Origin of the sequence: Bartonella sp. AA16NXGY (genome assembly GCF_042197325.1) — a bacterium.
Taxonomy (GTDB): domain Bacteria; phylum Pseudomonadota; class Alphaproteobacteria; order Rhizobiales; family Rhizobiaceae; genus Bartonella.
Genome location: NZ_JBHIRR010000001.1, coordinates 81,350 through 105,564, shown reverse-complemented (window position 1 = coordinate 105,564; position 24,215 = coordinate 81,350). Strand labels below are relative to the sequence as shown.

The 24,215-nt window shown below is 38.2% G+C and carries 21 protein-coding genes; 4 read left to right on the top strand and 17 right to left on the bottom strand.

Annotation, left to right across the window (positions count from 1 at the left end):
- The 3 genes from ACFINK_RS00425 to cyoE form a co-directional block, all read right to left on the bottom strand.
- Complete coding sequence (locus ACFINK_RS00425; protein WP_375613022.1) at positions 1-960, bottom strand: homoserine kinase; 960 nt, start codon at positions 958-960, stop codon at positions 1-3.
- Entirely contained in the window at positions 960-2,015 is a 1,056-nt protein-coding gene (gene ispH / locus ACFINK_RS00420; protein ID WP_375611130.1) for a 4-hydroxy-3-methylbut-2-enyl diphosphate reductase, read from the bottom strand. Before ispH ends, ACFINK_RS00425 begins: the two co-directional genes overlap by 1 nt.
- A gap of 182 nt (positions 2,016-2,197) precedes the next feature.
- A complete protein-coding gene (gene cyoE, locus ACFINK_RS00415) occupies positions 2,198-3,133 on the bottom strand; it encodes a heme o synthase (RefSeq protein WP_375613023.1) in 936 nt (311 codons plus the stop codon).
- Between the two features lie 344 nt (positions 3,134-3,477).
- On the opposite strand from cyoE, the gene ACFINK_RS00410 reads away from it, so the two are divergent.
- Together ACFINK_RS00410 and tldD are read left to right on the top strand one after the other, a co-directional pair.
- A complete protein-coding gene (locus ACFINK_RS00410) occupies positions 3,478-4,017 on the top strand; it encodes an invasion associated locus B family protein (protein ID WP_375628307.1) in 540 nt (179 codons plus the stop codon).
- A 110-nt stretch (positions 4,018-4,127) separates the two neighbouring features.
- Positions 4,128-5,552 carry a metalloprotease TldD gene (tldD, locus tag ACFINK_RS00405; protein WP_375611127.1) on the top strand — a complete coding sequence of 475 codons (1,425 nt, stop codon included), beginning with the start codon at positions 4,128-4,130 and terminating at the stop codon, positions 5,550-5,552.
- A 557-nt stretch (positions 5,553-6,109) separates the two neighbouring features.
- Here tldD and ACFINK_RS00400 read toward each other — a convergent pair.
- From ACFINK_RS00400 to ACFINK_RS00365, 8 genes are all read right to left on the bottom strand, one after another.
- A complete protein-coding gene (locus ACFINK_RS00400; protein WP_375638051.1) occupies positions 6,110-7,363 on the bottom strand; it encodes a class I SAM-dependent RNA methyltransferase in 1,254 nt (417 codons plus the stop codon).
- Positions 7,360-8,103 (bottom strand): TlyA family RNA methyltransferase, encoded by a 744-nt coding sequence (locus ACFINK_RS00395; protein ID WP_375613026.1) that lies wholly within the window; start codon positions 8,101-8,103, stop codon positions 7,360-7,362. Before ACFINK_RS00395 ends, ACFINK_RS00400 begins: the two co-directional genes overlap by 4 nt.
- Positions 8,104-8,119: 16 nt before the next feature.
- Positions 8,120-10,027 (bottom strand): 1-deoxy-D-xylulose-5-phosphate synthase, encoded by a 1,908-nt coding sequence (dxs, locus tag ACFINK_RS00390; RefSeq protein WP_375638050.1) that lies wholly within the window; start codon positions 10,025-10,027, stop codon positions 8,120-8,122.
- 239 nt (positions 10,028-10,266) lie between these two features.
- The gene (locus tag ACFINK_RS00385; RefSeq protein WP_375611123.1) at positions 10,267-10,521 is read right to left on the bottom strand and encodes an exodeoxyribonuclease VII small subunit; all 255 of its coding nucleotides are present in this window, start codon (positions 10,519-10,521) and stop codon (positions 10,267-10,269) included.
- 7 nt (positions 10,522-10,528) lie between these two features.
- The gene (gene ribB, locus ACFINK_RS00380; protein ID WP_375638049.1) at positions 10,529-11,632 is read right to left on the bottom strand and encodes a 3,4-dihydroxy-2-butanone-4-phosphate synthase; all 1,104 of its coding nucleotides are present in this window, start codon (positions 11,630-11,632) and stop codon (positions 10,529-10,531) included.
- 15 nt (positions 11,633-11,647) lie between these two features.
- Positions 11,648-12,736 carry a chorismate synthase gene (aroC, locus tag ACFINK_RS00375; protein WP_375611121.1) on the bottom strand — a complete coding sequence of 363 codons (1,089 nt, stop codon included), beginning with the start codon at positions 12,734-12,736 and terminating at the stop codon, positions 11,648-11,650.
- 148 nt (positions 12,737-12,884) lie between these two features.
- Positions 12,885-13,703, bottom strand: a complete 819-nt coding sequence (gene fabI, locus ACFINK_RS00370; RefSeq protein ID WP_273787904.1) for an enoyl-ACP reductase FabI — start codon at positions 13,701-13,703, stop codon at positions 12,885-12,887.
- Between the two features lie 127 nt (positions 13,704-13,830).
- Entirely contained in the window at positions 13,831-14,736 is a 906-nt protein-coding gene (locus ACFINK_RS00365; RefSeq protein ID WP_375620646.1) for a DnaJ C-terminal domain-containing protein, read from the bottom strand.
- Between the two features lie 325 nt (positions 14,737-15,061).
- Between ACFINK_RS00365 and pdxH the strand changes: the two genes are divergently transcribed.
- The gene (gene pdxH, locus ACFINK_RS00360) at positions 15,062-15,685 is read left to right on the top strand and encodes a pyridoxamine 5'-phosphate oxidase (RefSeq protein WP_375628318.1); all 624 of its coding nucleotides are present in this window, start codon (positions 15,062-15,064) and stop codon (positions 15,683-15,685) included.
- Positions 15,686-15,923: 238 nt separating this feature from the next.
- On the opposite strand, the gene ubiA is transcribed toward pdxH, so the two are convergent.
- Positions 15,924-16,928 (bottom strand): 4-hydroxybenzoate octaprenyltransferase, encoded by a 1,005-nt coding sequence (gene ubiA, locus ACFINK_RS00355; protein ID WP_375628320.1) that lies wholly within the window; start codon positions 16,926-16,928, stop codon positions 15,924-15,926.
- Positions 16,929-17,018: 90 nt separating this feature from the next.
- On the opposite strand from ubiA, the gene purD reads away from it, so the two are divergent.
- Positions 17,019-18,293 carry a phosphoribosylamine--glycine ligase gene (gene purD, locus ACFINK_RS00350; RefSeq protein ID WP_375638048.1) on the top strand — a complete coding sequence of 425 codons (1,275 nt, stop codon included), beginning with the start codon at positions 17,019-17,021 and terminating at the stop codon, positions 18,291-18,293.
- A gap of 1,086 nt (positions 18,294-19,379) precedes the next feature.
- On the opposite strand, the gene ACFINK_RS00345 is transcribed toward purD, so the two are convergent.
- From ACFINK_RS00345 to ACFINK_RS00325, 5 genes are all read right to left on the bottom strand, one after another.
- On the bottom strand, positions 19,380-19,907 hold the full coding sequence (locus ACFINK_RS00345; protein WP_375638047.1) for a DUF6101 family protein: 528 nt from the start codon (positions 19,905-19,907) through the stop codon (positions 19,380-19,382).
- Between the two features lie 144 nt (positions 19,908-20,051).
- Positions 20,052-21,461: an FAD-binding oxidoreductase gene (locus tag ACFINK_RS00340; RefSeq protein WP_375611115.1), complete on the bottom strand. Its 1,410-nt coding sequence runs from the start codon at positions 21,459-21,461 to the stop codon at positions 20,052-20,054.
- A 2-nt stretch (positions 21,462-21,463) separates the two neighbouring features.
- Positions 21,464-22,426: an L-threonylcarbamoyladenylate synthase gene (locus tag ACFINK_RS00335; protein WP_375611114.1), complete on the bottom strand. Its 963-nt coding sequence runs from the start codon at positions 22,424-22,426 to the stop codon at positions 21,464-21,466.
- Positions 22,423-23,064, bottom strand: a complete 642-nt coding sequence (rnhB, locus tag ACFINK_RS00330; protein WP_375638046.1) for a ribonuclease HII — start codon at positions 23,062-23,064, stop codon at positions 22,423-22,425. The genes ACFINK_RS00335 and rnhB overlap by 4 nt, the downstream gene beginning before the upstream one ends.
- A gap of 199 nt (positions 23,065-23,263) precedes the next feature.
- A complete protein-coding gene (locus ACFINK_RS00325; protein ID WP_375638045.1) occupies positions 23,264-24,172 on the bottom strand; it encodes a 4-(cytidine 5'-diphospho)-2-C-methyl-D-erythritol kinase in 909 nt (302 codons plus the stop codon).
- Positions 24,173-24,215 lie beyond the last annotated feature (43 nt).

The window sequence follows — 24,215 nt, the reverse complement described above, 5'->3', positions numbered from 1 at the left end:
TTAAAAACCTAATTCACTTAGCGAATTTACATTACTGAAAAAACAAAGCTTGTGCCAATACTCCCATGGATCTTTCTTAATAACAAAGCTATTAGGCGGTGTATTAAACCAATCATATAGACGTGTGAGTAAGAAACGTAGAGATGCACCACGAGCTAATAAGACCATCTTGTCCAATTCTAAAGGGATCAATGGTCTTATTTTTTGATAATTTTCCAATAACTTACGTGCTTTGGTAAGATTATAGGAATGATCAGGCTCAAAGCACCAAGCATTTAAACAGATCGCTAAATCATAAGCAAAAAAGTCATTACAAGCAAAATAGAAATCTATCATCCCAGAAAGACGATGATTCACAAAAAAAACGTTATCATTAAATAAATCTGCATGAATAATGCCTATTGGTAAATTACATGGCCAATTTTCCTGTAAAAAAGCCAATTCCAACTCAATTTTTTGTCCAAATTCTTTTAACAATGCATCTTCTTTGGTTTGACAACGTTGCCACAATACCTTCCAATCCATAACAGAAAGAGTATTTTTACGACTGAGTGTAAAATCCTGTCCTGCTAAATGTAATTGTGCTAACCCCGTCCCCACTTCGCCACAATGATCTATATTGGGCTGGCGGATCCACTCTCCTTCCAGAAAAGTAATAATAGCAGCAGGACGTCCTGCTAGTTCACAGATCATCATTCCATCATTTTGAATAACAGGTTGAGGACAAGGAATTCCACGCTGTCCTAAATGCTGCATCAAGCGACAAAAAAAAGGTAAATCATCTTTTGAAATACGCTTTTCATAAAGTGTTAAAATAAATCGCCCTTGTGTTGTCTCTAACATAAAATTAGAATTTTCAATCCCCTCTTCTATACCTTGATAAGACAAAAGTGATCCTATTGCATAACGTGTTAAAAACACTTTTAAATCATTTGGGTGAATATCTGTATAAACGGCCATTATTCTGCTTTCGTTGTAGACATGTCTGTATTCTGATTTTCATTTTTTGCATTATTTGCTTGACCATTAACGAAAGCCATATCTTGAGACGTTAAAATGACGTCGCGTAATTCGCGACTCACTAAAAATTTTTCCGTTTCTACCACTGTTTCAGCTAATTCTATTGTGACATCATAACGCTCACGAAATGCTGAAATAATTTCATCAATAATAATTTCAGGAGCCGAAGCCCCTGCTGAAAGACTGACTATAGAAAGAGATTTTAGGTTTTCAAAATTAATTTCATCAGCGCGCTGAACTAAAATAGCTTGCCGCGCACCAGACTTTTCGGCAACCTCTACTAAACGTCGTGAATTAGAAGAGTTTGGTGCTCCAACAATCAAAAACAAATCACTCCCCTTTGCCGCTGCTTTAACCGCATCTTGTCGATTCGTTGTAGCATAGCAAATTGATTCAGCCGCTGGTGCTGCTAATGTAGGAAAACGTTGTTGTAATATATCGATAATTCCTGCAGTATCTTCAACAGAAAGCGTTGTTTGTGTAACAAATCCTAATTTATCTGGATCATTGGGTTGATAATGCAAAGCATCTTCTATCGTTTCAATAAGCGTCACAACCCCTTCTTCAAGCTGTCCCATTGTCCCTATCACCTCAGGATGACCAGCATGACCAATCAATATAACATGACGACCATGACGTTGATGTCGTATCGCTTGTTTATGAACTTTCGAGACCAACGGACATGTTGCGTCGAGATAAAACAAATTATAGTATCGTGCTTCTTCTGAAACAGATTTTGGTACACCATGAGCAGAAAAAACAACTGGTTGATTGCGATGTTCTTCTGGAATCTCATTAAGTTCTTCGACAAAAACAGCACCCCGTTGCTGTAATCCCTCAACTACGTAGCGGTTGTGTACAATTTCATGACGAACATATACTGGAACACCATATTTTTTTAATGCAAGCAGAACAATCTGGATAGCACGATCAACCCCTGCACAAAATCCACGTGGACCACAAAGACGTATCGTTAAAGGGGGAAGTCCAGACATAAATCATCCTTAATCTCTATAGTTTTAGCTATATATTCAAACAACCTATTATTATACATGAATAAGCAATGTAAAAAAACGTGCAATATCATCTTTTGCATAAGAACACACTCTATCGTGTTTTCTTACAGCATTTTCTTGAAGAAAAGCTCTTTTAAAATTTGCTCTTTCATTTTACGCAACTAAAGAGCGATAAAATACCAAACAAGAGATTCAATCAAAAGAATTCCAAAGATAGCTGCCAAATAAAGTAACGAAAAGAAAAACGTTTTTTTGGCCATCAAAATAGTTTCATTATGTGTATCAGCTTTCCATAAACGATAGGCAAAATAAATAAAGATAATGCTTAAAATTGTTGAAAAAATACCATAAAAAATTCCGCCAAGACCAGTAAAGCAAGGAGCAGCAGCACACAATGCCATCAAAACAGTATAAAATAAAATCTGTTTTTTTGTTGAATGTTCACCTCGTACATTAGGCATCATAGGGATACCTGCAGCCTCATAATCAAGAGATGAAAATAAAGAAAGAGCCCAAAAGTGAGGGGGGGTCCACATAAAAATGATTAAAAATAATAAAAAGCTATCAATACTCACTGTCCCTGTTGTCACGGCCCATCCAATCATTGGTGGAAAAGCCCCAGAAGCACCACCAATAACAATATTTTGTGGTGTGATACGCTTTAACCAAATTGTATAGATAACGACATAAAAGAAAATCGTAAACGCAAGAAAAAATGCCGCAAACCAATTAATGAAGCTCCCCATAACCAATACCGAGAGCATAGAAAGAACCATGCCAAAAATAAATGCCTTTTGGGAGCTGATTTTACCCATGGGAATAGGACGCTTTTTAGTCCGTTCCATCACAGCATCAATGTCAGCATCATACCACATGTTCAGTGCTCCCGCACCACCGCCACCAGCAGCAATACATAAAATTGCTAAAAAACCATACCACGGATTGATAGGAACAGGCGATACAAGCAAACCAACCAGAGCCGTAAAGACCACAAGAGACATAACACGTGGCTTTAATAATGTGATGTAATCACCAATACCGGATTTTGGTGGCGTTGATTTACCATTCACAACCGATAACTCTTCTGAAACTGACATTCCACTCAAAGCCCTTTTCCATTTCTGTCATTCACAAATCCAATATTATCTGACAAATATTATCTAGCGTATGGAAATGACCCATTAAGACCAATCGTATTTTTGAGAAAATATGAAATATCTCTTTCGCACGTATCCCCTAAAAGTAAATGGAAATATTGGCAATAAAAATACATTTTTTCAATCAACGTTCTCTCCACATTACAAATGTATCATAAAAATATATCATATGAATTAATATATTTGGGTAAATACTGATTTTGTGTTATGGTTTTTTATGGGGAATTCATTTTTTTATGTAAATCTATGCATGGTTGTGGGTGTTGAGTCGGATAGGATTTTCTGTGATACTTTATAAATTACTCAAAAAAACTTTTTTTATTGGTGCTGTTCTTTACACGCTTTATAGTAGTTTTATCAGTCATGCATTTGCACAAACACCCTATGCACAAGATGTCCCTGCTCCGCAAACCTATGGTGCATGGACAAAAGTGTGTTCTCTACCACCAGGTACACCTAACATACAGTGTGAAGTTGTACAAAACGTTCACACACAAGGGCGTCAAGATATTACCTTGCGCGTTACATTTTATAAACTTCCTCAAAAGCAAGGTGCTTTGATGCGTGTTTTTGTTCCGATTCGCGTTGAATTACGTCCTGGCGTTGGAATTAAAATTGACGATAAAAATATGGGCAGAATGGAATATCGTCGTTGTCTTGGTGATAATTGTGTTGCTGAAGCCTTTCTTAAAGAAGACATATTGCAGCTCTTTTTAAAAGGAAAAATGGCAACCTATTTTATCTTTACAACTCCGGAACAAGGGATTGGAGGTTTTGTTGACCTTCATGGTCTTGGCGACGCCTATGCAACCTTACCGACATGAATGAAATCAATACATTTTAAACAATCAAAATCTCATCGTATATTTTGAAAGATTCTTAAAATTAGATTGATAAAAATCTTCTGAGCCCCCATAAAAATAGGATAATTCTTATGAAATCGCTGATTGATCATTTTGATATTGCTTCCTCTAAAGTGCAATCACTTATACAGGAAACACTTCATCATGCTGATGATGGTGAGCTTTACCTTGAGTACACAGAAAGCGAAGCTCTTTTATTTGATAATGGACAGCTTAAAAACGGCTCATTTCATCAAGATATGGGATTTGGACTACGCGTTGTTGCTGGAGAGGCTACTGGATATGCTCACTCTAGTGAGTTATCAGCTGCTGCACTCAAACGTGCCAGTGAAGCTGCTAAAGCTGTTACCTATAATAATCATGCAGGGACTTATAGCATAGCACCTCAACAAACAAACAAAAGGCTTTATCAACCGCATAATCCCCTTGATGCTCCATCATTTGAAGAAAAAAGTGCTCTTTTGCAAAAAATTGATGCCTATTTACGTGCTAAAAATGATAAATTGCATCAGGTGACTGTTTCTCTTTCCGGCTCGCTACAACATGTTGAAATTTTACGTGCAGATGGTTATTTGGTTCGTGATATTCGTCCCCTTGTGCGACTTTCTATATCTGTGGTCGCAGCTGAAGGCAATCGTCGTGAAAATGGTTTTTATGGATGTGGAGGGAGACAAGCATTTAACCAATTTATTCATGAAGACAATTGGAAAAAAGCCGCGGATGAAGCCTTACGTATGGCTTTAACAAATTTAGAAGCAGAAGCAGCACCTGCTGGATCTTTTGATGTTGTCTTAGCTAACGGATGGCCTGGTGTTATGCTCCATGAAGCCGTAGGTCATGGTTTAGAAGGTGACTTTAACCGTAAAAAAACATCGGCTTTTGCTGGACTTTTAGGACAACAAGTTGCAGCAAAAGGTGTTACAGTTGTTGATGATGGAACAATTCCACAATGCCGTGGCTCTCTCACTGTCGATGATGAGGGGACCCCTTCAGGATATAACGTTCTCATTGAAGATGGAAAACTCGTTGGTTTTATGCAAGACAGACTTAATGCACGGCTTATGGGAGGTAAATCAACTGGAAATGGACGGCGTGAATCTTATGCTTATGCACCAATGCCACGAATGACCAATACAATCATGCTAGGAGGAGATAAAACACCTGAAGAAATCCTTTCTTCACTTAAAAGTGGTATCTATGCTGTTTCATTTGGTGGAGGACAAGTTGATATTACTTCCGGAAAATTCGTCTTTGAATGTACTGAAGCATACCGAGTAGAAAATGGCAAAATTTGTGCACCAATCAAAGGTGCAACTCTTATTGGAAATGGACCGGATGCTATGAAACGTATCACAATGATTGGTAATGATAGTAAACTAGATAATGGTATTGGTATGTGCGGAAAAGCAGGGCAAAATGTCCCTGTTGGTGTTGGTCAACCTCATCTTCGAATCAATAATATGACAATCGGTGGAACTGCGCTTATAGAGGAATAAGCTTGCTCATTCCTTCCCAGTATTGCCTCCTTCTCGTCTATTATGACCATTTTGTGAGGGGGAGATTACAATGAATTGATTTATAAAGATAATCTAGCGTTATTCATATTGTATTAGAACCTTGAATACCGCAAGATTCTCTCATTTTAAATCTGTGTCTGTTGGATCAATCAAAATCATTCGTTTATACGTTACAGGCGGGGAGAGTTATATGGATAAAAACTGTACAAGAAAAGACTAAAGATTCCTCTTATGGGCCGTCTCAAGTACCAAGAGTTTTAAGAAACATTAGGGGATGGCAAATATAACGACGGCACAGGCTTATTCAGACACATCTTTTTCGTAAGATATTAGTCTTTTGTGTGTTTTTTTGTGTGGGGTAACTTGTCTTTTATATTTCATAATAAAAAAGCTTAAAAGAAAAAAGCACTTTCTACATTCAGTGCTCTTAGCTCAACGAGAAAAAGGTTATTATTATAGATAAATTTTGGAGAAATTTTATAATAATACACAGGTCAACTTTTAAAAAATCTTCATAGTATTAAAAAACTTTCAGGCTAAAGTTTCCAACCTTTCTTTTTTTTCTTTTTGCTCAAAACAGCAACAACTTCGACATGTGGTGACCATAAAAATTGATCAATCGGTATGATTTTTTCTACTGTATACCCCCCTGCAACAAGAAGAGATAAATCACGAGCAAATGTAGTAGGATTACAAGAAATTGCCACAACACGTGATACTGTTGTCTTCGCTAATTCACGTACTTGTTGCTCTGCACCAGCACGGGGAGGATCAAAAACAACACTCTCAAAACATTCAAGTTCCTTTACAGAAAGGGGATGTCGGAAAAGATCACGTTTTTCACAAGTGACCGTTTTTAAACCAGTCGCAAAACGTGCTGCTGTATTTAGATTTCTTAATGCATCTTCATTATTTTCTACTGCATGAACATTCATCTTTTTTGCCATACGCAAGGTAAATGTTCCTACCCCTGAAAACAAATCAACAGCATTCTTTGCTTTTTTTAAATGAGTCAAAATAATATTGCCCATTATATTTTCAGCTTCACAAGTTGCTTGCAGAAAACCACCAGAAGGAAATTCAACACGGACATCTCCAAAGTAAATCTCTGGTTTTTCTCGTTCAACCAAAACTTCACCGTCAACAGATAAACGTATAATCCCATATGAAAGAGCAGCACTGATCATTCTCTGACGAAGTGATTCATGGTGTATAATGCAACCGCTTAAAGCAACATCTAAACCATTTTCAACACATGTTATCGTAACATGAAACCGTTTGGCAGAGCTCTTTAGAAAAGCACAGAGCTCTCTGATATTATGCAACTGAGAAATAAGCTCTGGACGGCTTACTGGGCATTCCTCAAGAGCTACAATCTCATGAGAGAGATAACGGTTAAAACCAACTTTTTGCCCCTGTGGGGTCATGGATGCTGTTAGAGTAATCCGCCGTCGGCTATAAGGTTTACATTCTATTAAAGGCGCAACAACATTATTAAGTCCATACTTTTTAAGCGCCTCAACAACCAATTGTTGTTTCCATACGCGATAAGCATCCATATGCCAATGCTGAAGAGTACACCCTCCACATTCTCCAAAATGCTGACAAAGAGTATCAATGCGTTCTGATGATTTTTCTTTTAATGTTATATATGTTGCATATTTTCCATGAACAGTAATTTCAGCACACTCTCCTGGTAAAGTAAAAGGAACAGAAACGAAGCCGTGAGACGTCTTAGCAATACCATAACCATTTGCTCCGATATGATCGATTATGACATTGTCATTCACTCTTGTTTTTCTCCGAATAGTAAATATTCCACGTTGCCATCACCACCTGTAATAGGGGAAGAAATTAAACCTTTTGCACTCCACCCTGTTTGTGTATTTAACCAAACAAAAAGCGCCTCAGCAGTTTCTTTAGCACTTGATGGACTTAATATTCCTCCCTTACTAAAGTGTTTACGACCAACCTCAAACTGAGGCTTTACCAGTAAAACAGCTTGGGCACCCTTCTTGGCTAAAGACAACACGGGAGGCAACGCAAGTTTGAGCGAAATAAAGCTAACATCTGAAACGATAAGATCAATTTCTCGCCCACCTAAATGTTCCTGTTTAAAATCTCTGACATTCAAGCCTTCTAATAACGTTATAGCACTGTTGCCCAATAAACGTTTATCAAATTGATGATGCCCAACATCAACGGCAATGACATGATCTGCTCCACGCTCTAAGAGAACTTGCGTAAAACCACCTGTTGATGCACCAACATCAATGGCTGTCACTTTGTCCGTTACAATTGGAAATGCATCAAGTGCAGCAATCAATTTTAACGCTGCCCGAGAAACATAATTCTGCGCTGGATCACAAACGGTAATCTCTGCATCATCAAAAACGATTTGCCCAGCTTTAAAAACGATTTCTCCGTTAACTTTAACAGTTTGGCGCATAATTGCATCACGTGCGCGTGAACGTGTCGTAAAAAAGTTTTTTTCAACTAAAAAAATATCGAGTCTTTTTCTGGAAGCCATCTCATACTCGAATTTTCTATCCTGTTCGAATCTCGCGTCCCAAAACAGCAAAAACCGTGTTTAAAATACCCATAGCGTCAAGTCCGACACGTGAAAGAATTTTTTCTGGTGAACCATGATTCAAATATTCATCAGGAAATTTTAGTGTACGAACTTTCAAACCATGCTCTAAGAGCCCTTCTTGCGCTAAAAATTGTAATATGTGCGCTCCAAATCCACCGATTGCCCCTTCTTCAATTGTCACCAATACCTCATGCTCACGTGCCAAACGACGCATCAAATCTTTATCTAAAGGTTTTGCAAACCGTGCATCTGCAACCGTTGTAGACAATTCTTCAGCCTCCAACGCATCAGCAGCTTGCAACACTTCTGACATCCGCGTTCCAAAACAAACCAAAGCGATTCTATTTCCTTCACGCAGAACGCGCCCTTTTCCAATTTCTAATAACTCACCACGTTGCGGTAAATCTATACCAATCCCCTCACCACGCGGATAACGAAAAGAAATTGGTCCCTGATCATAAGCTGCAGCTGTACGCACCATATGCATCAGTTCAAGCTCATCAGAAGGTGCCATAACAACAAACTCAGGAAGAGTGGCCAAAAAAACAATATCAAAACTTCCAGCATGTGTTGCACCATCTGCCCCCACAAAACCTGCTCGGTCAATAGCAAAACGTACCGGTAATTTTTGAATTGATACATCATGAATAATTTGATCATAAGCACGCTGTAAAAAAGTAGAATAAATTGCAACAAAAGGCTTATACCCTTCACAAGCAAGTCCTGCCGCAAAAGTTACGGCATGTTGCTCAGCGATACCAACATCAAACATTTTTTCAGGAAATTTTTTCGCAAAAGAATCAAGGCCTGTCCCTGTTGGCATCGCTGCTGTTATGCCAACAATCTTATCATCATGGCGAGCTTCTTCTATTAAAGCTTTAGAAAATACCTTGGTATAGGGTAGAATATTACTTGATGCTTTTACCTGTTTTCCTGTCGTGACATCAAAACGATTAACACCATGATATTTATCAGACGAGGCCTCTGCAGGTGGATATCCCTTTCCCTTATGGGTTACAACATGCACCAAAACAGGACCATTAGGATATTCACGAACATTTTTAAAAACAGGCAATAAATGCCCCAAATTGTGCCCATCTATGGGTCCAACATAATAAAAGCCAAGCTCATCAAATAAAGTTCCCCCAACCAAAAGGCCACGCGCAAATTCCTCTGAACGACGAGCTTTATCCAAAAAAAACTTTGGCAATTTTTCGCTCAACATCTTTACGCGTTCACGCAAATGACGATAAGAAGGACGAGACACTAATCGTGCAAGATGTGCACTCATAGCACCTGTAGGTGGTGCTATAGACATATCGTTATCATTAAGAACAACAATCAAGCGTGCATTCAAAGCACCAGCGTTGTTCATGGCTTCATAAGCCATGCCCGCAGACATTGCACCATCACCAATGACAGTTATGATATTGCGTCTTGTCTCTGCTTTCAAAGCACTTGCCACTGCCATACCAAGCCCCGCTGAAATAGAAGTAGACGAATGCCCCGCCCCAAATGGATCATACACACTTTCTGAACGTTTTGTAAAACCAGATAATCCGCCCTCTTGACGTAATGTGCGAATTTTTTCTCTACGCCCCGTTAAAATCTTGTGTGGATAGGTTTGATGACCAACATCCCAAATAATCCTATCCTCTGGTGTATCAAAAATATAATGTAATGCAACAGTGAGCTCAACAACACCAAGTCCCGCCCCAAGATGACCACCTGTTACAGAAACCGCATCAATTGTTGCGGTCCGCAACTCATCAGCCAACTGTACCAAATCAGACTCAGGTAATGCCCGCAAATCTTGCGGAAAACAAACACGGTCAAGCAATGGTGTTAAGACCTGAGACAAAAAAAATCCTTTCTATTATCTTAACTCAAGAAAACACAATGATAAAAATATATCTTCTCTACTCTTTTATTTACAGTTTTGCATCTTTTTTACTGAAAAATGCTCTTTTCTATTTGAGATGAGCTATAATTTCCTCATTTAACTTATTTTATAAAAAAGAAATCAATAAAACTTTCTGTTTATAAACTAAGGTTATTGCTTCTCTTAAGTCCCACAATAAATATCCAAAAAGATTTAAATTATTTAGCATCAAGTGGTTCCACTCCTTCTGGAAAACCTTCTTCTGAAAGCTGGATTTTTTCAACTTTAGCTTCAGCAACTCTTAAGAGTTTTTCACAATGCTTTTTAAGCGCTTCACCGCGTTCATAAATATCAATGGATTGTTCCAAAGGCACATCGCCACGTTCCAAATTTTCGACAATAACTTCAAGTTGCTTAAGCGCTTGCTCAAAGCTTAAGGTCGTAATATCCCCCTCTTGTATCTCTTTTTTCATATGAACCTCAAAAAATATCTGTTCTGGATATACGAACTCCAAAACCTTCCAAACCTACATAATGATGCTCTTTAGAAGCATAAACAATAACAGAGCCTATCCCTAAATATTTTAAAATTTGTGATCCTAAACCAATTTTGCGCCATTCTTCTTCGCGTTCAATCGCCTGCACATGGTTTTCTGAACTGTTTCTTGTCATGTTTTGAATACCAACAGTTGATTGTATAACAGATCCTTCACGCAAATAAATAAATACGCCACGTTTTTCTTTTTCCATCATACGCCGCATCATCACCATAATATCTGAAGTTTGACAAAAAACGTCACTTATAATGTTTTCATGATGTAAATGCACAGGAATATTCTCACCCTCACGGACATCACCAAAAACAATTGCAATATGCTGAACGACTTCCCAAGGGAGTTGATAACTTTGAACAATAGCGGGACCTACGAATGTTTCAATAGGCATTTCTCCAACATGCTTGATCAATATTTCCTTACGTTGGCGGTAAGCAATTAAATCTGCAACCGTTATAATATGCAACCGATGTTCTTGCGCAAATTTCATAATCTGATCGCCATGTTTAACGCTTCCATCATCATTAACTAACTCACCGATAACACCAACCGGCGGCAAATTAGCTAATTTACATAAATCAACAGCAGCCTCCGTGTGACCTGAACGCATGAGCACTCCCCCTTCATGCGCAATTAAAGGAAAAACATGCCCTGGACGAACAAAATCATCCGCACTTGCATTTGAATTCGCAAGATTACGTACAGCTAATGTACGGTCATGCGCTGAAATTCCTGTTGTTATGCCGTGTTTAAAATCAACAGTAACCGTAAATTGCGTCCCATGTGCAGAGTTATTATCTGGTATCATAGGAGAAAGATTAAACCGTTTTGCTTCTTTTTTTGGCATAGGTGTGCACACAATACCTGTTGTGTGACGAAGAATAAACGCCATCTTTTCTTCTGTACAATGCGCTGCAGCAACAGTTAAATCACCCTCATTTTCACGGTCATCATCATCTGTCACCACAACAATTTCACCGCGTTCAAAAGCTTTAAGTGCAGAAACAATTTTTTTTTCATCATACGCCATTGTTCACCTTTTCAATCACCCAACTTGACCGCGATGTCTTAGATAATGGTCAGCAATAGCACAAGCAACCATCGCTTCACCAACAGGAACGGCACGAATCCCAACACATGGATCATGACGTCCCTTTGTTATAACGTCTATATCATGACCATCAACATCAATGGAACGACGAGGTGTTAAAATTGATGAAGTAGGCTTTACAGCAAAACGCGCAACAATTGGCTGTCCACTCGATATTCCCCCTAAAATACCACCAGCATGATTGGATAAAAAAAGCGGTTTTCCATCATTTCCCATTCGCATTTCATCGGCATTTTCTTCTCCCCTCAAGCGGGCTGCCGCAAAACCATCACCAATTTCCACACCTTTTACCGCATTAATCGACATAAGTAACGAGGTAATATCTTGATCAAGCTTTGCGTAAATAGGGGCTCCTAAACCTGCCGGAACATTTTCTGCAACGATCTCAACAACCGCACCAACAGATGTCCCCTCTTTACGGAGTTTACTGATATAGTCACTAAAAATGTGAACCATCTCTGCATCAGCTGTAAAAAAAGGATTATTATTAACCTCTGACCAATCCCAACGATCACGATTAATATTATGAGGACCAATTGCTATCACTGCTCCTCGTACAATCAAACCAGGAACGATTTTACGAGCAAATGCACCTGCTGCAACACGTGCTGCCGTCTCCCGTGCCGAAGTACGTCCCCCGCCTCGAAAATCACGAATGCCATATTTAATATCATAAGTATAATCCGCATGTCCTGGACGATACTGATGAGCAATTGCTCCATAATCTTGAGAGCGTTGATCTGTGTTTCGAATCAACAGAGAAATTGGTGTACCTGTTGTCACCAATGTCGTTCCATCGTCTTGAACAACAACTCCTGAAAGGACCTCTACTTCATCTGGTTCTCGGCGCTGCGTTGTGTATTTTGATTGTCCTGGCTTGCGTTTATCAAGATAAGCTTGAACTTCTGCAAGAGTAAAAATAATTCCAGGTGGACAACCATCAATGACACAACCAAGAGCAGCACCATGACTTTCACCCCATGTTGTTACACGAAACAAATGACCAAATGTATTATGCGACATGAAAAAAGATCCATTTCTCTGTCAAATATATACAACGATAACGTATGTTGTGTGCTATACACAAAACAGCTCTTTTCTCCCAAATACTCTTGGACACCTTAAATTTGGTCAAATTACTGCTGTCTAATAAAATCTTATAAACCAAACTTTATTCTTTAACGACAGAAATGTCTGGGGCATCAACTGCCTTCATACCTATGATATTATAACCCGAATCGACATGATGGACTTCACCGGTAACAGAACGAGACAAATCTGAAAGAAAATAAAGTGCAGAATCACCAACCTCTTCAATTGTTACCGTACGACGTAATGGAGCATTATATTCATTCCATTTTAAAATATAACGAAAATCACCAATACCAGAAGCCGCTAACGTTTTAATTGGTCCAGCAGATATAGCATTAACACGAATATTTTGGGGACCTAAATCTACCGCTAAATATTTCACGCTCGCTTCAAGAGCGGCTTTGGCAACCCCCATTACATTATAATTGGGAACAACCTTTTCTGCACCATAATAGGTTAGTGTCAAGATTGAACCACCATCTGGCATCAATTTTTCTGCACGCTTCGTTAGAGCTGTTAGGGAATAAACGGAAATATTCATGGTCATCATAAAATTTGATTCGCTGATATCAATATAACGACCACTTAATTCATCTTTATCAGAAAAACCAATAGCATGAACTAAAAAATCAAGTTTTCCCCATTTCTTCTCTATTTCTCTAAAGACCGTATCAATAGAGACACTGTCAGAAACATCACAATGTCCACAAACAAATCCCTTTAATTCTTCAGCCAAAGGCTCGACACGCTTTTTCATTGCTTCACCCTGATAGGTAAAAGCAAGCTCTGCCCCTGCGCTACTTGCCGCTTTAGCGATTCCCCAAGCGATGGAGCGATTATTGGCCAACCCCAAAATTAAACCACGCTTACCGTACAATAAACCATTACCCTTAGCCATCAGCACTGCCCCATTGTTACTTAAAATTAGTATTATTCACCTGCCTATGACACAGGTCAACTTTTTCTTCAAGCAATTGGTTTAAAATCAAACAAAAACTACGCTTTTATATATAAAATTTTTAAAATTAATCTTGTTGCATTTGCAAAAACTGTTCTAGTGCGGCGGCATTTTCATCTCCCGGCAACATAATGCGAACATGCACATAAAGATCATCTCTTGTACCATTTTTTAAACGAAGCCCTTTCCCTTTCAACCGTAAAACGCGATCAGAACTTGACCACGCAGGAATCGTTAAAACCACACGCCCCTCCAACGTCTCAACTTCTTCTTTTGCTCCCAAAACAGCATGTTTGAGAGAAACTGGTAAATCAAGATGGAGTGCTCTTCCTTCAACCCGAAAACGAGGATGTTTTTGAATCTGAATGGTTATTAACGCATCTCCTGCTTGCCCGTGAGGTACCTCTTCTCCCTGACCTTTTAAACGAATAGTCTGTCCGTCTTCAATATAATCTGGCAGTTTAATTTTTAACTTTTTTCCATTTGGAAAAACAGCTTCCACCTTTTCTGCGCCAACCATCTGCTCTAATGTTATGGCAAGATTAGCACGAACATGTGCTCCTTGTTGGGGACGGTTATAGTGTGTAGAATTCGAAAAGCTACCTCCTCCTCCAAACAGATCCCGAAAAATATCACTCGCATCAAAACTTGCACCACCTGAAGAGGAAAAATCAAATCCCTTTGCTCTTCCTGAAAAGGGATTTTGTTTATTGCTAAAATTTTCACCAGCACCATAGGCTTGATAAAGCGGTTTTCCTTCCATATCAATTTCACCGCGGTCAAATTGTGCCTTTTTATCTTTATCACCTATAATTTCATAGGCTTGATTAATTTCAGCAAATTTCTCTTTAGCCTTTGTATCATCTTTATTATGGTCTGGATGATATTTCTTCGCTAATCTTCTAAATGCCGATTTAATCTCTTGCGATTTTGCGGTACGTGCCACACCCAGAATCGTGTAGGGATCACGCATATTGCCCTCTTTTCAATTTCTTCGTTTTCAAAATATCAACTGATACGTTGTTCAATATCCCTTATAGCTTCATCAGTCTATTCTAAAGAATAATTTCTTCTTTTCTCTTTATATGTCTATCAATAAACTAAAATACCAGATAAAATGAGATATTTATTTAATATAGCTCCTTGTAGTCTATGCTAAAGTAAAAATAATTAAACTACCATAGAAATACACGATAGCATTGGCTTTTTGAAAATAAGAAAAAATGGTACTGTGACTTCTTGATGATAAAGTAAATGAGAAAATGCCTCACCCATGCTCACTGATATTTGGAGAAACTATGAGCAAAAAAATACCAACAGATGATCATTTTATGCAAATGCAAAAACCTTTTGAACTTTTCGCAAAGTGGCTTGAAGAGGCAACGATAAGTGAAATAAATGATCCGAATGCTATGGCATTAGCAACCGTTGACGAAACAGGACTCCCTAATGTTCGTATGGTTCTCCTCAAAGACTACAGTCCCCAAGGATTCGTCTTCTATACCAATTATGAAAGCTGTAAAGGACAAGAAATTTTAAAATCAATGAAAGCATCCTTAGGTTTTCATTGGAAATCACTCCGTCGTCAAGTCAGAATTAGAGGAATCGTTGAAAAAGTAAGTCAACAGGAAGCCGATGCCTATTTCCAATCGCGACCACGTGGTAGTCGAATTGGTGCATGGGCCTCTAAACAATCTCAACCTTTAGACAATCGTTTTGTGCTCGAAAAAGCAATTGCTCAATATACTGCGCGTTATGCTCTAGGCAATATTCCACGACCACCTTATTGGTCTGGGTTTCGTGTTAAACCCCTTTCTATAGAGTTCTGGTGCGATCGCCCATTTCGTTTACATGATCGTTTGCTTTTTACACGGGATTGTGTTGAACACAGCGATTGGAAAAGACAAAAACTTTATCCCTAATCCTTCAAACTTCATCGTTATGAAGATTTTTTCTTCGCAACAATTAAACAAATATTTTTTATTCGAAAAATTCTAAAAGAAGATGATTTATTTTATTTAAATAGAAGAATTTTATTTTCACTGTAAAGGTTAATTGGTGATATTTTCTACTGTATTGCTTAAAAATAGATTAGCAACAAGCTTATTAAAAAAAAACATACTGTATTCAGTAGAAACTATGATTTTAGCTAACTTATTTTTAGACCGCAGGATAAAATATCATCCATATACCCCCACATACTAAACCAGCAAAAATCACAAAACCAATAAGCGAATTAGATTTGAAAAGCCTGAGGCATTGTGAACTGTCATCTATATCAATGACTTTAATTTGAATAAACATATGGATACTTGCCACAAAAATCCCCAAAAAACTAAGAACAGGAACTCCAGCTAAATAAAATGCTAGACTAACGAACATCACAAAACCACCATACAAAAATACTAAAGCACGCTTGGTTGCTTTACCAAAAAGAAGAGCCGTAGAACGGACACCAACAGTAATGTCATCTTCTTTATCTTGATGTGCGTAGATTGTATCATATCCTATGGTCCACAAAATTGATCCCACATAAAGCAAGATTGGTGCCCAGCTTAAACTTCCAAAGACAACAGCCCACCCCATTAATGCCCCCCAATTAAATGCAACGCCTAAAAAAAACTGCGGCCAATATGTTACGCGTTTCATAAAAGGATAAAATGCAACAGCTATCAATGACGAAATACCTAGAAAAAAACTAAACCTATTAAATTGTGATAAAACGACTAAACCAACAAAACATTGCACAAGGATAAAAACTCTCGCTTGAAACCGACTCACATGACCTGTTGGCAATGGGCGAGAACGTGTCCTTTCTACCTGAGCATCAATTTTATGGTCAATAAGATCATTCCAAGTACATCCTGCCCCTCGCATAGCAATAGACCCCAGAAAAAAAAGAAAAAGATACCAAACCCAATGAAGAAACATTGATAAAAGAGTATCGTAATGCATGTTATAAGAGAAAAAAGCCATTGTTGTTGACCAAAAACAAGGCCACATCAACAATTGCCAACCGATAGGTCGATCCCAACGCGCCAATTGCGCATAAAACCATAAAGAACGGGGAAGGAAGCTGTAGACCCATTGTTTGGAAGATGCATCCATAACCCGTCCTTGGCTATCATAGGACTGAACATGCGCGATATTTTTATTTTTTTTCATCAAATGATTTACCTTTGGTCTTGCGATAGAGACATTTCATTCTTATGAGAAGGGGATGAGATTAATTATCTTTTATGAGAGGAGCAAGCAATGAATATTCTTCTTATTGGCTCAGGTGGACGAGAACATGCTTTAGCATGGAAAATAGCAGCATCACCACTGCTAACAAAGTTATATTGTGCTCCTGGAAATCCTGCAACAACAGAATTTGGTGAAAATATTAATTTAAACATTGATGACCATCCCCTTGTTATTGATTTTTGTAAGGCACATTCTATTGATCTTGTAATTGTAGGACCAGAAGCACCCTTGGTGGCGGGTATAACAGACTCTCTTAATAGCGCTAACATCTGTGTATTTGGTCCTACTCAAAAAGCTGCTCAACTAGAAGGTTCAAAAGCCTTTACAAAAGATTTATGTCGGAAGAATAACATTCCTACAGGAAGTTACCAATGCTTTAATGATGCCTCTAAAGCTAAAGCTTACATTCAGCAACAAGGTGTTCCCATTGTTATTAAAGCTGATGGCTTAGCAGCTGGCAAAGGTGTCGTGGTTGCAACAACTATGGAAGAAGCGTTTAACGCAGTTGATGCCTGCTTCAAAAGTACATTTGGAGATGCAGGAAACAAAATTGTTGTAGAATCTTTTCTTGAAGGTGAAGAAGCAAGCTTCTTCTGCCTTTGTGATGGTAAAGTTGCTCTTCCTTTTGGATCTGCTCAAGATCATAAACGTGTAGGTGATGGGGATACTGGAGCAAACACCGGTGGTATGGGTGCTTATTCACCAGCGCCCATCATGACCCAAGAAATAGTGAATCGTACTCTCAAAGAAATTGTTGAACCAGCTTTAAAAAGCATGAAAGAAATGGGCGCCCCCTTTAAAGGTATTCTCTTCGTCGGATTAATGATAACGCAAAAAGGACCCGAATTAATTGAATTTAACGTACGATTCGGTGATCCTGAATGTCAAGTTTTAATGATGCGCCTCAAAGATGATATTTTGCCAATTTTTCTTGCTGCATCTCAAGGAAAACTTGAAAATAAGCCTCTTCGGTGGTCTGAAAAAACAGCTCTCACCGTTGTTATGGCTGCTAGTGGTTATCCAGACTCTCCCCAAAAAGGTACTGTTATCCGTAACGTTGATCAAGTAAACACTCTTCCCGATGTGAAAGTTTTTCAAGCTGGTACAGTGTTGCGTGATGGAGAACTCATTGCAAATGGTGGACGTGTACTCAATATAACTGCAACAGGAAAAACGATTACGCATGCACAAAAACGTGCTTATGAAGCTGTTGATTGTATTGATTGGCCAGAAGGTTTTGTTCGTCGAGATATCGGATGGAGAGCCGTTGCGCGAGAAAATTAAATCCTTTGAATATTCTTTTTTTACGATTTTCTTATTTTATATAAGAGCATGATACAAAAATTTTCTCACTGTTTTACGTTGACCATAACTTTGAAAAAATAAGTGTGCTTTCCTTTGAACAATCAAATATTGTAAATAGGATATCTACTCATGATAAAATAGGAAAATTTTCTGAATCTGAAGATGTAATATAAAATAATCATTTTACTGTTGTCTTTACTTTAAACGCATTTTCTCATCATTTTTATAAACACTTTCTTTCTTATAAAATCCTGAGGAAAAACGTATATACTATCATTCCTTTTATTTATCGCGTTTTTAGTGAAATTCCGCTTTTACGAAAAATAAAATGCCCAAAAAAGATAGTTATGTTATTCACATACAAATTCTTAAACAATATCTCTCATGCTTATCATTCCCATTTTACGACACTACCTGCAAATAGTATAAATCCATTCTGCCAGCTTTCTGGAATAAAAATAAAAACCTATACCATCATTGTATTTTCCAATTCTCAATATTACGATAACCCTTTCTATCTAAATGATTTTGATTATAAAAGAGAGATGAAATAAGAATATTCTGCAATATTCAAAGCTTTCATTCAACATGGAGAAATGATTTATAAAAAAAAATTCAAAAACACTTCCAGTAATCTTCTGGTGTTTTTAATAATGTGGCAAAAACCCAAAATTATACCGCAAAAAAACAGTTTCTATTGTTATGAAAACCGTTTTTACCTCTCTGAAAAAAGCGTTTTATATCATCGATTCCTGCTGCCAATGTATGGTGTCAAAAAACTCTCATTTACAATCATTGACTTTCTCTTTGTTTTCAAGAACCAAAAGTCACACCAAATCCCGTCTGTAAAGGTCTGAATTCTCATTAAGCGGGTTCCTCTTGCTTCCCACTCATATGCTGCACTTACACAAAGACCTACAAGCAAACTTAAGAATATTCGCCATATCTTCTAACAACACTTCATGTGTGAAGTTTACATGCCTTATGTTACCTCCCCAAACAACGATGTTTTACAGCACAACAAGATAAATGCTGACGGTCGTACAAAAATGAATGCATGTTAATTTACTGGAGTGCAATTCGATTCGCAATCACCAAACGCAAGCCTAACGGATTGCTATAACGAAGTAAAAAATGCTTTTGTTTAGAATGTGCTGTTGTACCAAAAAATCGATGTAAATCAGAACGATCTTTTACAACCAGAATGCGATTATCTTCATTGATCATAAGCATGGGAAGGCCATAAGTATCCGCCCATAACCGCCAATCCAGAAGAACATTATTCAAATCTCTGGAAACCAAAAGCGGTATACAAGCTTCCTCATCGGCATGAAGTAATTCTAATGAAACAGCTCTTTCTCCTGAACGCGTTTTTACGGTACGTGCTGCAATTCCTTGAAAATGATAAGGGGGTATTAAATGCGATAAGCTTGAAGGCATATCCGTTTTAAAAGAAACACCACGCTCATTTAACGAACAAATAACCTGATTACCCGTTTTGGATGAAAAATATGTCGTCGTTTGTGGCAAATGGCACGGATCTAACCGAAATTCAAGCACCGCTTTTGCCTGATTAAAGCATTGATTAGCCATATACATTATCCCAATTTATCTTAAATAACATACACCCTTTAGCAGCTTTTTCTCACTGGATTATTAAAAGTTTGAATAAAAAACAACTGGTTTCTTTTTTGGTTATTAAAATCTAAACAAAAATGCATGATCACCATTCTTGAATTATAATACTTTTCCAGGATTCATTATCCCTAAAGGATCGAGTGTTTTTTTAATCCCTTGCATAATATCCAATGCGACAGGCGATTTAAAAGAACGAAGTTCTTCGCGCTTAAGCTGACCAATTCCATGCTCAGCAGAAAATGCACCTCTATAGTCCACCACTAAACTATGAATGCGATGATTCATTGTTGACCATAACTGCAAAAACACTGTCGTATCAGCTCCTACAGGTTGTGTAATATTATAATGTAAATTTCCATCGCCCATGTGTCCAAAACAAATCACCTGTGCTCCTGGAGCAATATCTTCAACAATGAGCGCTGCCTCAGCAATAAAATCAGGAATAGAAGCAAGTGGGATTGCAATATCATGCTTAATGGACCCTCCTGCTAACTTTTGTGCTGATGATATACTTTCTCGTAATTGCCAAAAAAAATCTTGCTGTTTTAAAGATTGCGCAACAACTGCATCTTCTATCACCGCGTTCTTTAAAGCTTCTTCTAAAATAGTACTCAATACCGATAACGCCTCATCATTGCCTTGCAACGATGAAATGTTCATTAATACATACCATTCATGTTTCCGCTGAAGAGGAGGCTTCTCACACATCTTATAATCTAAAGCCATTTGCAAACTGGGATTTCCCATGAGCTCAAAACCTGTCAACATCCCTCCTCCATATTCTTGAGCCAGAGATAAAAACTCTAAGGCCTTCGCCGGACTATATAATCCCACCAAAGCAACAGCTTTTCCTTTTATTTTTGGAAACATCTTCAAAACGGCTGCGGTTATAACTCCCAATGTGCCTTCTGCACCAATAAAAAGATCTTTTAAATCATAACCGCTATTGTCTTTTTTAACAAAACGCAAATCATCTAAAATACGCCCATCCGGTAAAACAACTTCTAAACCAAGACAAAGATCACGCATATTGCCATAAGCTAAAACAGCTGTCCCTCCAGCATTCGACGAAAGATTTCCTCCTACTTGGCAAGAACCTTCAGATGCCAAAGAAAGAGGGAAAAAACGACCTGATTCATCCACTTTTTTCTGTAAATCCTGTAAAATAACACCAGCCTCTACAACAACAAAATTTCCCTCAAGATTTATAGCTCTAATCTTATTTAATCGCTCCATGGATAAAAGAACGCTCCCTCCTCCTTCATCTGGTTGTTGTCCCCCCACAAGCCCTGTATTTCCACCCTGTGGCACAATCGGTGTGCGCGTTTTGCTCGCTAACTGCATAATCGATGAGACCTCTGCGCAAGAAGATGGACGTAAAAGTAAAGGTGTTTTTCCATGAAAAAGCCCACGCTCTTCAAGCAAATACGGTGCAATCAAAGCTTGATCTGTTATAGCATGCTTAGCACCAACAATTTCCCTAAACCCTTCAATTAATTCCTGCTCCATGTTCATTTCTCCTTTGGAGCCGCAGCCCGTATAAGACGATCATTGATAGCCTCTCCTAATCCGTATGATGGAATAGGTTCTACTGCGATACATCTCACTTTAAATGAATCTAATTCCTTCATATATTGAAATAAATGAGAGGCTGCCTCTTCCAACTTTCCATCTTCGCTAAGGTTTAAAATAGAAACGGCATTTTCAGCCCCCATAACACGCTTTGAACCAAATGCTAAAAGCGCTTCACCATTTTCCACCTTTTCTACATTCAAACGAACCGTAGCATTGGGAGCATAATGCGATTTTAACATCCCAGGAGCTTCAATCGCCGCCCTTTGATCTATCCGTTTTAAAGGCTTCCCCACAACCTCTTCAATTTTATCAGCCGCAAGCCCCCCTGGACGCAAAAGATAAATATTTTCACCACAAATTTTAATAATCGTTGATTCCAGCCCTATTTTAGCAGGTCCTCCGTCCAATATCAAAGGAACAGATTCCCCCAAAGATGCAAAAACAGCCTCAGCTGAAGTAGGGCTAAGACGCCCCGATTGATTCGCACTAGGAGCAGCAAGTGGACGGCCAAAATGTTGTACCACTTCCGCAAAACGACTGTCTGGAAAACGAACAGCCAAGGTATTCAAACCAGAGGTTGTTAAAGGATGGATATTATGCTGTTCCTTTAAAGGCAAAACCAATGTCAAAGGCCCTGGCCAAAATTCCTCTATTAATTGGCGTGAAAGAAAGTCAATTTTAACATAACGTTCCGCCATTTCGATGCCGCTAACATGCGCAATAAGAGGATTAATTTGTGGACGACCCTTTGTAGAGTAAATAGAAGAAATTGCCCTCCCATTGGTTGCATCGCCCGCTAATCCATAAACAGTTTCCGTTGGTAACGCTACTAACTTCCCTTGTTCAAGAAGCGCTATTGCCTCTCTTATCGAAGCACTATCGAGTGGTAGAATCGTCATGACACATCATTTCTATAACACTCTTTTAGTGGTGCAAAACTATAACGATGTAATCCTATAACTGGTCCATATTTATCAAGAGCTGTACGATGCGCTAGCGTTGCATAACCTACATGCTTCTCTAAACCATACCCTTTATAAACTTGTCCTGTACATTCCATCATCCGATCACGCGTTACTTTCGCAATAATAGATGCGGCTGCAATTGAAACTGAACGCTGATCGCCCTTAATCAATGCCATTGCAGGACAGGACAACTCAGAAGGAATATCACGCCCATCAACAAGGACATAGTGGGCTGGAATGGCTAATCCTATAATACAGCGACGCATTGCTTCTAACGTTGCTTTTCTAATATTAGATTGATCAATTGTACGAGCACAAAGACTGGCGACTGAAACCGCTAATGCACTTTGCAAAATTTCATGATAAAGTCTATTTCGTTGGAAAAAAGAAAGTTTTTTTGAATCATTTAACCCATTAGGAATACGATCTCTATCCAAGATAACGGCTGCTGTTACCACAGGTCCAGCGAGAGGCCCCCGTCCTACTTCATCAACACCTGCTATATGAAAAAAACCCTGTTTTTGCAAATCCAATTCGCACGAAAAATTTGGTTGAAGCGGCAAATTAAACATCTTTGATACATCACAAATACAACAAACATACATCTATTTCTGTAGCCTGATCATTTTTTGCAAGCATTACAGTTTTAAATGGCTCTTCAAACATTCCACGAATTCTTGCACAAAAAATAAAAAAACACATTTCTTTGGTTACCCTCTTTTATTATGTATAATAAAATCATGATAAAATAAAAGCTTTTATATTTATTTATCAAATATTTCCTAAAGTCATGATAGGTTTTACAAACCAATTTGGGTACATTGATTTGATAAAAAGAGCTGCTTGTTGCGCCGTTTGTTTATTTTTAAAAATGCCAAAGCAAGTTGCTCCCGTTCCAGACATACGGGAAAAAAGAGCCCCACATTCATCTAATATAGATAACACTTCAGCTAACTGAGGTGCTATTTTTAATGCAGGAGAAAAAAGATCATTACGCGTTTCTTGTAAAACTTCAACTAATGAATCAACACTCTTTAAAGCGTCTGTATTAATTTTTAAAGAAGGATTATGACGCTTCTCTAACGCTTTAAAAACAGCTTGTGTTGAAATCTCTTGTCCATGATTAACCAATACCATTGCTAATGAACAAGCTTCTTTTAGTCGTATCATCTCTTGACCAATTCCTTTAACCAAAAGCGGCTGCTGATACTCTAATGCACAAAGGCACATGGGAACATCAGCACCAAGAACTAAGCTCTTTTTTGCTAATTCTTCGTAAGAGCAATCAAGATTCCACTGCCGACGCAACATGCTGATAACCCCAGCTGCATCACCTGAGCCACCACCAATGCCTGAAGCAACAGGTAATGTTTTTACAAGCCGAAAAAAAGCAGGTTGAGCACATTCCGGAAAAGTCTTATGCATAAAGTCCCTTGCGCGAATAACCAAATTGTCTAAATGAGAAACAAGCCCTTTTGCAAACGACCCCGTCAAAACAAACTGATTATTTTCACAAGGTGCATAGTGTAGACAATCACCGCTAAGACTAAAATAAACCAAACTCTCTATTAAATGATACCCGTCAGCACGTTGCCCCACAACATGTAGAGCTAAATTCAATTTAATAGGTGTAAATAAATAGGAATATCTTTGGAACGAAGTTTGTACATTTGATATCATATGACGTAATATTCACTTACATAGGGTTCTTTTAAAAATTTCC